General features: G+C 71.5%; 11 protein-coding genes and 1 riboswitch. Of the genes, 7 read left to right on the forward strand and 4 right to left on the reverse strand.

From position 1 onward, the window contains the following. Positions 1-87 precede the first annotated feature (87 nt). The gene (locus tag ACZ67Q_RS33530; RefSeq protein ID WP_471189892.1) at positions 88-1,266 is read left to right on the forward strand and encodes a citrate synthase/methylcitrate synthase; all 1,179 of its coding nucleotides are present in this window, start codon (positions 88-90) and stop codon (positions 1,264-1,266) included. A 222-nt stretch (positions 1,267-1,488) separates the two neighbouring features. Here the strand turns inward: ACZ67Q_RS33530 and ACZ67Q_RS33535 are convergent, their stop codons facing one another. Both ACZ67Q_RS33535 and ACZ67Q_RS33540 read right to left on the reverse strand, forming a co-directional pair. After that, positions 1,489-1,725 (reverse strand): hypothetical protein, encoded by a 237-nt coding sequence (locus ACZ67Q_RS33535; RefSeq protein WP_471189893.1) that lies wholly within the window; start codon positions 1,723-1,725, stop codon positions 1,489-1,491. Positions 1,726-1,832: 107 nt separating this feature from the next. Then, positions 1,833-2,411: a DUF6082 family protein gene (locus ACZ67Q_RS33540; RefSeq protein WP_471189895.1), complete on the reverse strand. Its 579-nt coding sequence runs from the start codon at positions 2,409-2,411 to the stop codon at positions 1,833-1,835. Positions 2,412-2,726: 315 nt separating this feature from the next. On the opposite strand from ACZ67Q_RS33540, the gene ACZ67Q_RS33545 reads away from it, so the two are divergent. Continuing rightward, a complete protein-coding gene (locus ACZ67Q_RS33545; RefSeq protein WP_471189897.1) occupies positions 2,727-3,836 on the forward strand; it encodes a CobW family GTP-binding protein in 1,110 nt (369 codons plus the stop codon). Here the strand turns inward: ACZ67Q_RS33545 and ACZ67Q_RS33550 are convergent. Continuing rightward, positions 3,833-6,283, reverse strand: a complete 2,451-nt coding sequence (locus tag ACZ67Q_RS33550; protein WP_471189899.1) for a DNA gyrase/topoisomerase IV subunit A — start codon at positions 6,281-6,283, stop codon at positions 3,833-3,835. The two genes, ACZ67Q_RS33545 and ACZ67Q_RS33550, sit on opposite strands and share 4 nt — an antisense overlap. Positions 6,284-6,724: 441 nt before the next feature. Here ACZ67Q_RS33550 and ACZ67Q_RS33555 point away from each other — a divergent pair, with 441 nt between their 5' ends. The 4 genes from ACZ67Q_RS33555 to ACZ67Q_RS33570 all read left to right on the forward strand — a co-directional run bounded on the left by ACZ67Q_RS33555 (position 6,725) and on the right by ACZ67Q_RS33570 (position 11,556). Next, positions 6,725-8,119, forward strand: coding sequence for a M16 family metallopeptidase (locus tag ACZ67Q_RS33555; RefSeq protein WP_471189901.1), 1,395 nt, complete (start codon positions 6,725-6,727; stop codon positions 8,117-8,119). Then, on the forward strand, positions 8,116-9,504 hold the full coding sequence (locus tag ACZ67Q_RS33560) for a M16 family metallopeptidase (protein ID WP_471189903.1): 1,389 nt from the start codon (positions 8,116-8,118) through the stop codon (positions 9,502-9,504). Before ACZ67Q_RS33555 ends, ACZ67Q_RS33560 begins: the two co-directional genes overlap by 4 nt. 235 nt (positions 9,505-9,739) lie before the next feature. Next, positions 9,740-9,893: riboswitch (cyclic di-AMP (ydaO/yuaA leader) on the forward strand. Between the two features lie 12 nt (positions 9,894-9,905). Next, a complete protein-coding gene (locus ACZ67Q_RS33565; protein ID WP_471189905.1) occupies positions 9,906-10,649 on the forward strand; it encodes a M23 family metallopeptidase in 744 nt (247 codons plus the stop codon). Positions 10,650-10,863: 214 nt separating this feature from the next. Then, complete coding sequence (locus tag ACZ67Q_RS33570) at positions 10,864-11,556, forward strand: GntR family transcriptional regulator (protein ID WP_471189907.1); 693 nt, start codon at positions 10,864-10,866, stop codon at positions 11,554-11,556. Positions 11,557-11,737: 181 nt separating this feature from the next. Here the strand turns inward: ACZ67Q_RS33570 and ACZ67Q_RS33575 are convergent, their stop codons facing one another. Next, positions 11,738-12,019, reverse strand: coding sequence for an HPr family phosphocarrier protein (locus ACZ67Q_RS33575; RefSeq protein WP_030235221.1), 282 nt, complete (start codon positions 12,017-12,019; stop codon positions 11,738-11,740). A gap of 179 nt (positions 12,020-12,198) precedes the next feature. On the opposite strand from ACZ67Q_RS33575, the gene ACZ67Q_RS33580 reads away from it, so the two are divergent. Beyond that, a complete protein-coding gene (locus ACZ67Q_RS33580) occupies positions 12,199-15,153 on the forward strand; it encodes a bifunctional acetate--CoA ligase family protein/GNAT family N-acetyltransferase (RefSeq protein WP_471189909.1) in 2,955 nt (984 codons plus the stop codon). The last annotated feature ends 52 nt before the right edge of the window (positions 15,154-15,205 follow it).

Here is a 15,205-nt window from a genome sequence, read left to right on the forward strand (position 1 = left end):
AGCCGCCCTCTCGGAATATTGATTCAATCAATATTGACAGTAGTTGAGTCAAGCATAGACAGTCGAATCAATGCCAAGGAGGGAAACATGTCCGTCAATGCTTCTGCCATGAGGCCCGCCTCCCCGCTGATCGAGGCGCCGCGAGGGCTGGCCGGAGTCGTCGTGACCGACACCGAGATCGGTGACGTCCGTGGCCGTGAGGGCTTCTACCACTACCGCCAGTACTCGGCCGTGGAACTCGCCCGGACCCGCTCCTTCGAGGACGTCTGGCACCTGCTCGTCCACGGTGAACTGCCGGACTCCGAGCGTGGCGCCGCCTTCGCCGCGCGGACGGCATCGCTGCGCCGGCTGCCCGACGAGGTCGGCGCGGTGCTCCCGGCCATCGCGGCGGCGGGTTCCGCCTCCGGGCCGCTCGCCGGGATGCGCACGGCGCTGTCGCTGCTCGGCGCGGCCAAGGGCTTCCGCCCGGTCTACGACATCGACACCACCCGGCGCCGGGACGACACCCTCGTGGCCACCGCGGCCGTGCCGACGCTGCTGGCCGCGCTGCACCGGCTGGGCCGTGGGCTGGAGCCGGTGGAGCCACGGGAGGACCTGTCGTACGCCGCGAACTACCTGTACATGGTGACCGGTTCCGAACCCGACGCGGAGCGGGCCCGGGCGATCGAGCAGTACTTGATCTCAACCATTGATCACGGCTTCAATGCGTCAACGTTCACCGGACGTGTCATCGCGTCGACCGGGGCGGACGTGGCCGCGTGTCTGGTCGGCGCGGTGGGGGCGCTGTCCGGACCGCTGCACGGCGGCGCGCCCAGCCGGGCGCTGGACACCCTGGACGCGATCGGCAGCCCCGACCGCATCGACGGCTGGATCCGCGAACGTGTCCTCGCCGGTGAGCGGATCATGGGCTTCGGTCACGCGATCTACCGCACCGAGGACCCCCGCTCCCGGATGCTCCGCGAGATCGCCCAGCGGTTCGGCGGCCCGCGGGTGGACTTCGCCGTCGAGGTGGAACGCCGGGTCGAGGCGATCCTCGCCGAACTGAAGCCCGGACGCGAACTGCACACGAACGTCGAGTTCTACGCGGGCGTCGTCATGGAGCGGTGCGGTCTGCCCCGTGAGATGTTCACCCCCACCTTCGCCGCGGCACGGGTGGTGGGCTGGAGCGCCAACATCCTGGAACAGGCGGAGGACCCGAAGATCATCCGCCCGGTGGCGCGGTATGTGGGTCCGCAGGCGCCGGTTGCCGTTCCCGGGGGCGCCTGACCAAGCGAGCGGCGGACGTCTGAACAAGCAGCCGTCGGGGGTCTGAACAAGCGTGCGGCCTGGTGCCGTTCTGGGCGCCAGGCCTCATCGGTGGGGCGTCGAGCAGGAGCGGGGGTACCGGGCTGCTCGCCGGGTGACTCGTCCGGCTCGGGTGCGGTTGGCGTGCGGCCGGATGCGGGGAGGACGCGCGTCAAGGGTGGACGTGCCGCCTCGGGGGAGACGTCAGGCGTCGGGGATGTCCGCCTTGGCGCGGATCAGCGTCTCCCGGCTCACGACGACGATGCGTTCGTAGTCCGCACGCGCGGCGTCCGCCGGGAGCTCGGGGTCCAGCGCCTCGGTGGCCTCGGTGCCGATGACGGCGAAGTTGCCGTCGCTCAGCTCGAACACGTCCGGGCAGGTGGCTCCTGAGTTACTGCCTCGGGCGCGGGGCGGCACACCGATGCGGCGCACGATCTTCAAAGGTACCGGTCCTTACAGAGCACAAAGTCGGGGCAGAGTGGTGGGGATCACGCTAGTGGTGTTGTCGTGCTCTGTGTGGTCGGACGGGCAAAAGTCACTCCGACGTGTCAGCCGGTCGGCGGGTTGCCGACCACCCACCACTCGTCCGTGTCGGCGTCGTCGAGCTCCTGGACCAGGCCGTCGATCATGAGGCCGATCTGCGCTTCCTCCGACGACTCGTTCAGCGTGGCGCGCATGTGCCGCGAGGCTTCCCAGTAGTCGCGGAAGGCCTGGCTCTGCAGCAGCTCCCGCACGTGCCGGTACAACTCCTCCCGGTCCAGGAGCCCGGCCCGATGGCTGTGGTACAGGTAGGCGTACCAGGCGTTGGCGTACAGGAACTGGCGGCGCTTCTCCGCCGGGATGTCCTTGTCGTAGGTGTCGATCACCGGGGCCAGTGAGGGATCGTCGATCGCCTTGGTCAGCAGCTCCCAGTGCATGCGCTGCTGATGGGCGAGGGCCTGGCGCAGCGAGGCGACTTCCTCGAGTTCGAGCCGTTGCACGTGGAGCCGTTCCGTCTCCGAGCGTTCCGTCTCCGACCGTTCCGCCTCCAGTCGTCGCTGCCACGCGGCCAGCGTCATGCCGAGCGCGGTGAGCAGCAGGCCGGCGGCGGAGCCGAACCTCCCTGCCGTGAATTTCCGTGTGGCCATGTCAACCCCCGAATCAGGCGACCGTCCGCCGGTCGTCGGTGTGGGTCGACTGATGGGGACCGGCGAGCGATGGGCGGCGCTTGCCGCCTCCAGGGTGCCGAGCGGCTCTGATCGGCGGGGAGGCGGAGAGGAGGCGCACGGAGGGAAGCGAGGGTCGCACAATCCGGCGCCTTCCCAACGTCTGCCCCGCAAGTGCTGCTAACAATCGTTCACTTCGCCGTGATTCTTACGGCTCGTATCCTGGGGCGGCATTCAATCCTCAGACGTGCGCCGTCCCACGAGCCGGTGTACGCACAGGCGTGAGAGAGGTCGTACGTGGGGCACAGCCCGAGTCCGCAGCAGATCCCGGTCGTCGTGCTCGCCGGATTCCTCGGCTCCGGCAAGACCACCCTCCTCAACCATCTGCTGCACCGCAGCGGCGGCAGCCGTATCGGCGCGATCGTCAACGACTTCGGCGCCATCGAGATCGACTCCATGGCGGTGGCCGGCGCGCTCGGTGACTCCACCGTCTCCCTCGGCAACGGGTGTCTGTGCTGTGCCGTCGACGCCGGTGATCTTGATCAATATCTTGACCGGCTCGTCCAGCCGTCCCTCGGCATCGACGTCGTCGTCATCGAGGCCAGCGGACTCGCCGAACCGCAGGAGCTCGTCCGCATGCTGCTGGCCAGCGAGAACCCCCGAGTCGTCTACGGCGGTCTCGTCGAGGTCGTGGACGCGGCGGAGTTCGACGACACCCGCGCCCGGCACCCCGAGATCGACCGGCATCTCGCCCTCGCCGACCTCGTCGTCGTGAACAAGCTCGACCGGGCCGCCGACGGCGAGCGCGTCCTCGGGCTGGTCCGCTCCCTCACCGACGGGGCCGCTGTCGTACCCGCCACCTACGGTCGCATCGACCCGGAGTTCCTCTTCGACTGCCGGCCCAGCGAGGAGCGCGTCGGGCAGCTGTCCTTCGACGACCTGCACCGGCATGACGACGACGGGGCCGGCGATCACGCCGGGCATCTGCACACCGGGTACGACAGCCTCTCCTTCACCTCCGACGTGCCCATGGAGCCCCGGCGGCTGATGGAGTTCCTCGACAGCCGTCCCGAGGGGCTGTACCGGATCAAGGGATACGTCGACTTCGGGCCGTACGACCGGCACAACCGGTATGCCGTGCACGCCGTCGGGCGGTTCCTGCGCTTCTACCCGGAGCCGTGGGCCGCGGCGGACGCCCGGCTCACCCAGCTCGTCCTCATCGGCGCCGGCATCGACGCGGACGCCCTCGCCGGGCAGCTCGACGTGTGCAAGAACGGCGCCCCACACGCCGACGAGCACGGCATGTGGGGCGTCCTTCGCTACGTCCGCGATCCCGAGGGCGGTCCCGGGGGCGATCCCGGGACCGTCGACGAGCCGGCGGTCGAGGCTGACGAAACGTCGGTCTAGACCGGTCCCGCCACCGCCGCCACCGTCTTCGGCAGGGACACGCCCGAGCCGTCGCGGCGCGGGTCGGGCTCGGGCAGCTCGGCCGGCGTGCCGTTCTTCTGCGCCGCCTTGGCCGGCGCCGGGCCGGCCCAGGCGAGTGACAGGCAGTCCTCGCCCTTGAGGAACCGCTGGCAGCGCACGCCACCGGTGGCCCGGCCCTTGCGCGGATACTGGTCGAACGGGGTCAGCTTGGCCGTCGTCTGCACGGAGTCGTCCAGCGTGCCGCGCGAGCCCGCGACCGTGAAGACGATCGCGTCGGCCGCCGGGTCCACCGCGGTGAACGAGATGACCTTGGCGCCGTCGGTGAGCTTGATGCCCGCCATGCCGCCCGCCGGCCGGCCCTGCGGACGGACCACGGACGCCTGGAAGCGCAGCAGCTGGGCGTCGTCCGTGATGAAGACGAGGTCCTCCTCACCCGTGCGCAGCTCGATCGCGCCGACGATCCGGTCGCCCTCCTTGAGGGTGATGACCTCCAGCTCGTCCTTGTTGGCCGGGTAGTCGGGCACCACCCGCTTCACCACGCCCTGCTCGGTGCCGAGCGCCAGACCGGGGGAGGACTCGTCGAGCGTGGTCAGGCAGACCACCTCCTCGTCGCCCTCCAGCGAGATGAACTCCGCCACCGGGGCCCCGCCCGAGAGGTTCGGCGCGGCCGCCGTGTCCGGCAGCTGCGGCAGGTCGACCACGTTGAGCCGCAGCAGACGGCCCCCGGAGGTGACCACACCGACCTCGCCGCGCGCCGTCGCCGGCACCGCCGAGACGATCACGTCGTGCTTGCTGCGCCGGCCGTCGCCGTCCTCGAAGGGATCGGCGGTCGCGGTGCGGGCCAGCAGCCCGGTGGAGGACAGCAGCACCCGGCACGGGTCGTCGGCGACCTGCAGCGACACCGTGGCCGCCGGGGAGCCCGCGGACTCCAGCAGGACCGTTCGCCGGTCGGTGCCGAACTTCTTGGCGACCGCCGCCAGTTCGTTGGAGACCAGCTTGCGCAGTTCGGCGTCCGAATCCAGGATCCGGGTCAGCTCCTCGATCTCGGCGTTCAGCCGGTCCTTCTCCGCCTCCAGCTCGATGCGGTCGAACTTGGTCAGCCGGCGCAGCGGCGTGTCGAGGATGTACTGGGTCTGGATCTCGCTCAGCGAGAAGCGCTCCATCAGGCGCTGCTTGGCCTGCGCGGAGTTCTCGCTGGAGCGGATCAGCTGGATGACCTCGTCGATGTCGACGAGTGCCGTCAGCAGGCCCTCCACCAGGTGCAGCCGGTCGCGCTTCTTGGTCCGGCGGAACTCCGAGCGGCGCCGGACGACCTCGAAGCGGTGGTCGAGATAGACCTCCAGCAGCTCCTTCAGGCCCAGCGTCAGCGGCTGGCCGTCGACCAGGGCGACGTTGTTGATGCCGAAGGACTCCTCCATCGGCGTCAGCTTGTACAGCTGCTCCAGTACCGCCTCCGGCACGAAGCCGTTCTTGATCTCGATGACCAGGCGCAGTCCGTGCGCGCGGTCGGTGAGGTCCTTGACGTCGGCGATGCCCTGGAGCTTCTTCGAGCCGACCAGGTCCTTGATCTTGGCGATCACCTTCTCGGGGCCGACCGTGAAGGGCAGCTCCGTGACGATCAGGCCCTTGCGGCGCGCGGTGACGTCCTCCACCGTCACCGTCGCGCGCATCTTGAACGTGCCGCGGCCCGTCTCGTACGCGTCGCGGATGCCGGAGAGGCCGACGATCCGGCCGCCCGTGGGCAGGTCGGGGCCGGGGACGTGCTTCATCAGCGCGTCGAGGTCGGCGTTCGGGTGCCTGATCAGGTGCCGGGCGGCGGAGATGACCTCGCGCAGGTTGTGCGGCGGCATGTTCGTCGCCATGCCGACCGCGATTCCGGACGAGCCGTTGACCAGCAGGTTCGGGAAGGCGGCGGGAAGGGTGACCGGTTCGCGCTCCTGGCCGTCGTAGTTGGGCTGGAAGTCGACGGTGTCCTCTTCGATCGACTCCGTCATCAGCCCCGTGGCCTCGGCCATCCGGCACTCGGTGTACCGCATGGCGGCCGGCGGGTCGTCGTTGCCGAGCGAGCCGAAGTTGCCGTGGCCGTCGACCAGCGGCAGACGCATGGAGAAGGGCTGCGCCATACGCACCAGGGCGTCGTAGATCGACGCGTCGCCGTGCGGGTGCAGCTTGCCCATGACCTCGCCGACGACACGGGCGCACTTGACGTAGCCGCGCTCGGGGCGCAGACCCATCTCGTTCATCTGGTAGACGATGCGGCGGTGCACCGGCTTGAGGCCGTCCCGGGCGTCCGGCAGGGCGCGGGAGTAGATGACCGAGTACGCGTACTCGAGGAAGGAGCCCTGCATCTCGTCGACGACGTCGATGTCGAGGATCTTCTCCTCGAAGTCGTCGGGCGGCGGGGTCTTCGTGCTGCGGCGGGCCATCGCTGCCTGGCTCCTTGCTGAAGCGTGAACGGTATCTGACGCGGACCATTGTGGACCGTGGGACTGACAAGCCGGGCGCGGACCCGGCCCCGGCGAACGAAGCGGTGCCCGGGCACCCGGTTTCCGCCTGCGTGGAGCGGCGCCCGAACGCCGGGATTCCGGCAGTGTGAAGCAGTGCCCGGACGCCCGGATCCAGGCTGTGTGGAGCGGCGCCGGAGCACCCGACCGCCGCCATCTCGCGGCCGTACCCGAGCGCCCGAGGCGGGGCGCCGGTCCGCGGCCGGCCCGGACCGCGCACGACGATCGCCCGAAGGCTACGCGATCTCGCTGTCGGCGTACGCCGTGCGGGAACTTCGCCGCCGGTCCGCGCGCTTGCATACAGTGGCAGGACGGCAGGAAACACGCGGTTTCACGACCGCTTCCGCGATCGAAGGGACGTACATGCCCATGGGTCACACGGCTACAGCCGAGGCAGGCTCCGGCGGACTGACAGCAACCGAGCACCGCCTGGCCAACGGCCTGCGCGTGGTGCTCTCCGAGGATCACCTGACCCCGGTCGCGGCGGTGTGCCTCTGGTACGACGTCGGCTCGCGCCACGAAGTCAAGGGGCGTACGGGTCTGGCTCACCTCTTCGAGCACCTGATGTTCCAGGGCTCCGCCCAGGTCAAGGGCAACGGTCACTTCGAGCTGGTGCAGGGCGCCGGCGGGTCGCTGAACGGCACCACCAGCTTCGAGCGCACCAACTACTTCGAGACCATGCCCGCCCACCAGCTGGAGCTCGCGCTCTGGCTGGAGGCCGACCGCATGGGCTCCCTGCTGGCCGCCCTGGACGAGGAGTCCATGGAGAACCAGCGCGACGTCGTCAAGAACGAGCGCCGCCAGCGCTACGACAACGTTCCTTACGGCACCGCCTTCGAGCGGCTGACCGCCCTCGCCTACCCCGAGGGCCACCCCTACCACCACACGCCGATCGGCTCCATGGCGGACCTGGACGCGGCCACCCTCGAGGACGCCCGCCAGTTCTTCCGCACCTACTACGCGCCGAACAACGCGGTCCTGTCGGTCGTCGGCGACATCGACCCGGAGCAGACCCTCGCCTGGGTCGAGAAGTACTTCGGCTCCATCGCCTCCCACGACGGCAAGCCCGAGCCGCGTGACGGCACGCTGCCCGACGTCATCGGCAGCCAGCTGCGCGAGGTCGTCCGCGAGGAGGTCCCGGCGCGCGCCCTGATGGGTGCCTACCGGCTGCCTCACGACGGCACACGCGCGTGCGACGCGGCGGACCTCGCGCTGACGATCCTCGGCGGCGGCGAGTCCTCCCGCCTGTACAACCGGCTGGTGCGCCGCGACCGCACGGCCGTCGCGGCCGGCTTCGGCCTGCTGCGGCTGGCCGGGGCGCCCTCCCTGGGCTGGCTGGACGTGAAGACGTCCGGTGACGTCGAGGTGCCGGTCATCGAGGCCGCCATCGACGAGGAGCTCGCCCGGTTCGCCGCGGAGGGCCCCACGGCCGAGGAGATGGAACGCGCCCAGGCGCAGCTGGAGCGCGAGTGGCTGGACCGGCTCGGCACCGTCGCGGGCCGCGCCGACGAACTGTGCCGCTACGCGGTCCTGTTCGGCGACCCGCAGCTCGCCCTCACCGCCGTCCAGCGCGTGCTCGAGGTGACGCCCGAGGAGGTGCAGGAGGTCGCCAAGGCCCGCCTGCGCCCCGACAACCGCGCGGTGCTCGTGTACGAGCCGAAGACCCCGGAGGCCGCGCCGGACGCCGACGTGCCCGAGGACCCGGAGCAGGAAGCGACCGTAGAGGCCGGCAACGACAACGAGGAGACGGCCAAGTGACCGAGCTCGCCACCATGGACTTCCACCCCCAGCCCCAGGCGGGCGAGGCCAAGCCGTGGGCGTTCCCGGCCCCCGAGCGCGGCACGCTCGACAACGGCCTGACGGTGCTGCGCTGCCACCGCCCCGGCCAGCAGGTCGTCGCCGTGGAGGTGCTCCTGGACGCCCCCCTGGACGCCGAACCGGCCGGCCTGGACGGCGTCGCCACGATCATGGCGCGCGCCTTCTCCGAGGGCACCGACAAGCACTCCGCCGAGGAGTTCGCCGCCGAGCTGGAGCGTGCCGGCGCCACCCTCGACGCGCACGCCGACCACCCGGGTGTCCGCCTCAGCCTGGAGGTGCCCGCCTCCCGGCTGGCCAAGGGCCTCGGCCTGATCGCCGACGCCCTCAGGGCGCCCGCCTTCGCCGACAGCGAGATCGAACGGCTGGTGCGCAACCGCCTCGACGAGATCCCGCACGAGCTGGCCAGCCCCGCCCGCCGCGCCGCCAAGGAGCTGTCCAAGGAACTCTTCCCGGCGGCCTCGCGCATGTCGCGCCCCCGCCAGGGCACCGAGGAGACGGTCGCGGCCGTCGACGCGGCCGCCGTGCGCGCCTTCTACGAGCGGCACGTGCGCCCCGCCACCGCCACCGCGGTGGTCGTCGGCGACCTGACCGGCCTCGACCTCGACGACCTCCTGGGCGACACCCTGGGCGCCTGGACCGGCTCGCGCACCGAGCCGCGCCCCGTGCCGGCGGTGACCGCCGACGACACCGGCCGCGTCGTCATCGTCGACCGCCCGGGCGCCGTCCAGACGCAGCTGCTCATCGGCCGGATCGGCCCCGACCGGCACGACCGCGTATGGCCCGCGCAGGTGCTCGGCACGTACTGCCTGGGCGGCACCCTCACCTCCCGCCTGGACCGTGTCCTGCGGGAGGAGAAGGGCTACACCTACGGCGTGCGCGCCTTCAGCCAGGTGCTGCGCTCCGCCCCCGACGGCACGGGCGCGGCGATGCTCGCCATCAGCGGCTCCGTGGACACGCCGAACACCGGCCCGGCGCTGGACGACCTCTTCAAGGTGCTGCGCACCCTGGCGGCGGGCGGCCTGACCGACGCCGAGCGCGACGTCGCCGTGCAGAACCTCGTCGGGGTGGCGCCGCTGAAGTACGAGACCGCTGCCGCCGTCGCGGGCACGCTCGCCGACCAGGTCGAGCAGCATCTGCCCGACGACTACCAGGCGACGCTGTACCGGCAGCTCGCCGCGACCGGCACGGTGGAGGCCACGGCGGCGGTCGTGAACGCCTTCCCGGTGGACCGTCTGGTGACGGTCCTCGTCGGTGACGCCGCGCAGATCAAGGAGCCCGTCGAGGCCCTCGGCATCGGCGATGTCACCGTGGTGAGCGCGGAGTAGCCGCACACGCGCGTGGGGCCCTGGTGTCTGACGGAGCACCAGGGCCCTTGCCCTGCCCGCCGGCCTGTTTGTGATCCAAGGCGCTCCATCGCCCATATGCCCGAATTGGGGCGGAGGTTGCCTGTCTGGCCTGTGGGATGGCTTACAAAACCCCTGATTCGTTTGAGGACTGAAGGTCGATCACCGTAGCTTCATCCGGGCTGTTCGTCAGGCAGTGCGCCGCACCCGCGGCACCGGACAGTCATCGCCGAGTCCCCGTACGGCGCGAGCCAGGGGAGCCGGGGACCCACACGTCCCTGGGGTGAATCGGGCGCCCGCGAGGGTGCTCGTAGGAGACCTTCCTGCTCCGAACCCGTCAGCTAACCCGGTAGGCGAGAGGGAAGGAAAGGACAAGCCACCACATGGCGTTCGTCAGCGCCACCGGGAAGCACCGTCGTCCCAGCCGGATGAAGCGCACCACCGCGCAGGCCGCGGGTATCGCCGCGCTCACCACCACCGGCGTCATCGGCACCCTCGCGGCGCCCGCCCTCGCCGCCGATACCGCCGCCGAGCACACCGGTCTGCTCCCCGTCATCAGCGTCGACGACGCGGTCGCCGCGCAGATCGACGCCCAGGCCGAGGCCCAGAAGCAGGCCGCCGAGCAGGCGGCCATCGAGCAGGCCGCCCGTGAGGCCGCCGCCGCGCGGGCCCACGAGGCCAAGGAGCGTGCCGCCCGGGAGGCCGAGCGCAAGCGCCTGAACAGCTTCACGGCCCCGATCGCGCACTCCTACGTCTCCACCGGCTACGAGGCCAGCAGCTCCCTGTGGTCCTCCGGCCACCACACCGGCATCGACTTCCACGCCGCCACCGGCACCACGGTGCACGCGGTGGGCTACGGCACCGTCGTGGAGACCGGCTGGGGCGGCGCCTACGGCAACCAGATCGTCATCCGCATGCACGACGGCACGTACACCCAGTACGGGCACCTGTCGTCGATCGGCGTCGTCGTGGGCCAGCAGGTCGTCACCGGCCAGCAGATCGGCCTGTCCGGCGACACCGGCAACACCACCGGCCCGCACCTGCACTTCGAGGCGCGCACCAGCCCCGAGTACGGCTCCGACATGGACCCGGTCGCCTACCTGCGCGCGCACGGCGTGAACGTCTGACACACCGGAACGGCACGAGCCCCAGGAAGCCCCGGCGCACCGCGTCGGGGCTTTCGGCGTTTCCCGGATCCTCGCCTCCGGAGTAACCCGGCGAGGTGACCAAAAAATATCCATGGAATCCGGCTCGCCGTCGGAAATTCCGCTCCCTTGGAATAGAGTCACGGAACACGCGTCCATCGTCGGCGTTTCACGGGGATCAAGGCGGAGGTCGGACATGCGAATTCCGGCGCACTCGGTGTGCACGGCGATCCGGGACGACATCGTCGCCGGTGTCCATGAACGCGGCAGCCGGCTCACCGAGGAACTCCTCGCCCGCCGCTACGGCGTCTCCCGGGTGCCCGTGCGGGAGGCGCTGCGCACCCTGGAGGCCGAGGGCTTCGTCGTGACGCGACGGCACGCGGGCGCGTGCGTGGCCGAACCCACCGAGCAGGAAGCGGCCGACCTGCTGGAGATGCGGATGCTGCTGGAGCCGCTCGGCGCGGCGCGCGCAGCCCAGCGGCGCACCGAGGCGCACCTGAAGGTGCTGCGCGGCCTGGTGCGGCTCGGCCAGGAGCGGGCCAGGCGCGGCACCGGCGACGAGCTGCGCTCCCTGGGCGGCTGGTTCCACGAGACGCTCGTGCAGGCCTGTGGGAGCCAGGCGCTGACCGCCACGCTCACCCAGCTGCGCCACAAGATCGCCTGGATGTACGCCGTGGAGCCGTCGGCCGACCCCGTCAGGTCCTGGGCCGAACACGGCGCGCTCGCGGACGCGGTGGCGCGCGGCGACGGGGAGCGCGCACGCGCGATCGCGGCCCTGCACACCGAGCGCTCCACCGCCGCGTATCGGCTGCGCCGCTTCGGCGGCGACCGACCCGAGGGCGTGAGGAGTTCGCAACACCCCGTAAACACATCGGGCCCACGGCATTAACACGAGCACCGTATACAAAGAGAGGGATAAGTGAGCCCATTGAAAGGGCTGCCCTTTTCACGTTTTTCGCTCGTGCCACCGTTTTCCTCGGGGCTCACGGAGGGCGGCAAAAAGAAAGCCGCGCCGACCTCGAAAGGCCGACGCGGCTTCTTTATACGTGACTCGGACGGTCAGTCGTGACTCAGACGGTCTCGGGGAGCTCCTCGAGGCCCTCGGAGACCAGCTTCGCCAGACGGTCCAGGGCGGCGTCCGCGCCCTCGGCGTCGGAGGCGAGGACGATCTCCTCGCCGCCCTGGGCGCCCAGGCCGAGGACGGCCAGCATGGAGGCCGCGTTGACCGGGGTGCCGCCGGCCTTGGCGATCGTCACCGGGACGCCTGCGGCCGTGGCGGCTCGGACGAAGATGGAGGCGGGGCGGGCATGGAGGCCCTCGGCCCAGCCGACGTTGACGCGGCGCTCAGCCATGTGTTGCTGCCCTTCAGTTTCTCAGGGTTGTCTAGACCAGTTTCCCATATGGTGAAGCATGCCCGGAGAGGTCCTGCGACCCCTTCGGACGCGATCACCGGGCCTCGGCCTCGACCCGGCATCCGTCCTCCACAGAGTGCCCCGCGCCGTTGTCGTACGCGAGCCGTACTCTGGGCCCCATGCAGAGCGCGTCGGACAGGCAGGAGTACCCCGCCCACTGGGAGGCCGACGTGGTGCTGCGCGACGGCGGCACCGCGCGGATCCGCCCCATCACCGTCGATGACGCGGACCGCTTGGTCAGCTTCTACGAGCAGGTGTCGGACGAGTCGAAGTACTACCGCTTCTTCGCGCCCTACCCGCGTCTGTCCGCGAAGGACGTCCACCGCTTCACACACCACGACTTTGTGGACAGGGTGGGACTCGCGGCCACGATCGGCGGCGAGTTCATCGCAACCGTACGCTACGACCGGATCGGCGCGAACGGAATGCCCGCGTCCGCACCCGCCGACGAGGCAGAGGTCGCCTTCCTCGTCCAGGACGCCCACCAGGGCCGCGGCGTCGCCTCCGCCCTGCTCGAACACATCGGCGCCGTCGCCCGCGAGCGCGGCATCCGCCGCTTCGCGGCCGAGGTGCTGCCCGCCAACACCAAGATGATCAAGGTGTTCACGGACGCCGGGTACACCCAGAAGCGAAGCTTCGAGGACGGGGTGGTGCGCCTGGAGTTCGACCTGGAGCCCACCGAGCGCTCCCTCGCCGTGCAGTACGCGCGCGAACAGCGCGCCGAGGGCCGCTCGGTGCAGCGACTGCTGATGCCCGGCTCGGTCGCCGTCGTCGGCACCGGCCGCACCCCCGGTGGCGTCGGCCGCAGCATCCTCGCCAACCTCCGCGAGGCCGGCTACACCGGCCGGCTGCACGCAGTGAACCGCGCCTTCGGAGCCGACGTCACCGAACTCGACGGCGTCCCCGCCCACCGCTCCGTGCGGGAGATCGAGGGCCCGGTCGACCTGGCCGTCGTCGCCGTGCCCGCCGACCACGTGCCCCAGGTCGTCACCGAGTGCGGCGAGCACGGCGTGCAGGGCCTCGTGGTCATCTCCGCCGGATACGCCGAGAGCGGCCCCGAAGGGCGCGAGCGCCAGCGTGAACTGGTCCGACAGGCACGCACGTACGGCATGCGGATCATCGGCCCCAACGCCTTCGGAGTCATCAACACCTCGGCGGACGTCCGGCTGAACGCCTCCCTGGCCCCCGAGATGCCGCGCCCCGGCCGGATCGGCCTGTTCGCCCAGTCCGGCGCCATCGGCATCGCCCTGCTCTCCAGGCTGCACCGGCGCGGCGGCGGCGTCACGGGCGTCACGGGCGTCTCGACGTTCGTCTCCTCCGGCAACCGCGCGGACGTCTCCGGCAACGACGTCCTGCAGTACTGGTACGAGGACCCGGACACCGACGTCGCCCTGATGTACCTCGAGTCCATCGGCAACCCGCGCAAGTTCACCCGCCTCGCCCGGCGTACTGCGGCCGCCAAGCCACTGGTCGTCGTCCAGGGCGCCGGATCCGCGCCCCAGGGACACGCCGTACGGGCGACACGCCTGCCGCACGCCACGGTGTCCGCGCTGCTGCGCCAGGCCGGCGTGATCCGCGTCGACACGATCACCGAACTGGTCGACGCCGGTCTGCTGCTGGCCCGTCAGCCGCTGCCCGCCGGCCCGCGTGTGGCGATCCTCGGCAACTCCGAGTCCCTCGGCGTGCTGACCTACGACCAGTGCCTGGCCGCCGGGCTGCGCCCGCACCGCCCGCTGGATCTCACCACCGCCGCCTCCGCGGAGGACTTCCGCGCGGCCCTGGCGCGGTCGCTCGCCGACGACACGTGCGACGCCGTCGTCGTGACCGCCATCCCGGCGATCGGCGAGGGCTCGCCGGGCGATGCCGAGCTGGCGCAGGCGCTGCGCTCGGCGGCGGCCGCCGTGCCGGGCAAGCCGGTGCTGGTGGTGCACGTCGAGCTGGGCGGCCTCGCCGAGGCCCTCTCGGCGGCGGCGAGCACGGCGCCGCAGACGGACACGCGCGTGCCGCTCACGCCGGGCCAGGGCGACACTCGGCGCTCGTCGGCCTCAGCAGACGCGCCTGTGGCGACAGGCCCGGGGGACACACACCTGCCCGCTCCGCCCGCCGGGATGGCATCCTCCGGCGAACCCCCGGCCACGGGCACACCCCCGGCCCCCGGCGCACCCCCGGCCCCCGCCGAGTCCCCGGCCCCCGTCGACGCCCCCGAAGGCACCCACCTCATCCCCGCCTACCCCGCCGCCGAGCGGGCCGTGCGAGCCCTCTCCGAGGCCGTCCGGTACGCCCAGTGGCGGCGCGAGGCCGCCGACCCCGGCAAGGTCCCCGAGTACGACGACATCGACGTCAAGGGCGCCGCCCGCATGATCGACGCCCTGCTCGCGCGCGGACAGGGCCTCACCCTGTCCACCGAGGACACCTGCGACCTGCTCGGCCGGTACGGCGTCCACGTCCGCCGCGCCCTGCCCGCGCCCACCCCCGACGACGCCGCCGAAGCCGCCCGCGCCCTCGGCTACCCGGTCGCCCTCAAGGCCACCGCCCCGCACCTCAGGCACCGCGCCGACCTCGGCGGCGTACGCCTCGACCTGGCCGACGAGGAGCAACTGCGCCGGGCGTACACGGAATTGACCGACCTGTTCGGCAAGCCGGAGGAGCTGCGACCGGTCGTGCAGGGCATGGCGCCGCGCGGCGTCGACACCGTCGTACGGGCGGTCATCGACCCGGCCGCCGGTGCCGTGCTCTCCTTCGGTCTGGCCGGAGCGGCCTCCCAGCTGCTCGGCGACATGGCGCACCGCCTCATACCGGTCACCGACCGGGACGCGACCTCCCTGGTCCGCGCGATCCGCACGGCCCCGCTGCTGTTCGGCTGGCGCGGCTCCACCCCGGTGGACACCCCTGCCCTCGAGGAGCTGCTGCTGCGGGTCTCCCGGCTGGTCGACGACCACCCCGAGGTCGTCGCGGTCACCCTGGAACCCGTCGTCGTCGCCCCGCACGGCCTGAGCGTGCTCGGCGCCTCCGTACGCCTGGCACCGCCCCCCGCCCGCGACGACCTCGGCCCCCGCACCCTCCCGGCATACTGACGACCCCGGCCCTCGCATCCCCCCGGCGTATCGACGCCCCCGGCCCCCGCCC

Source organism: Streptomyces sp. NPDC036813 (assembly GCF_055609245.1).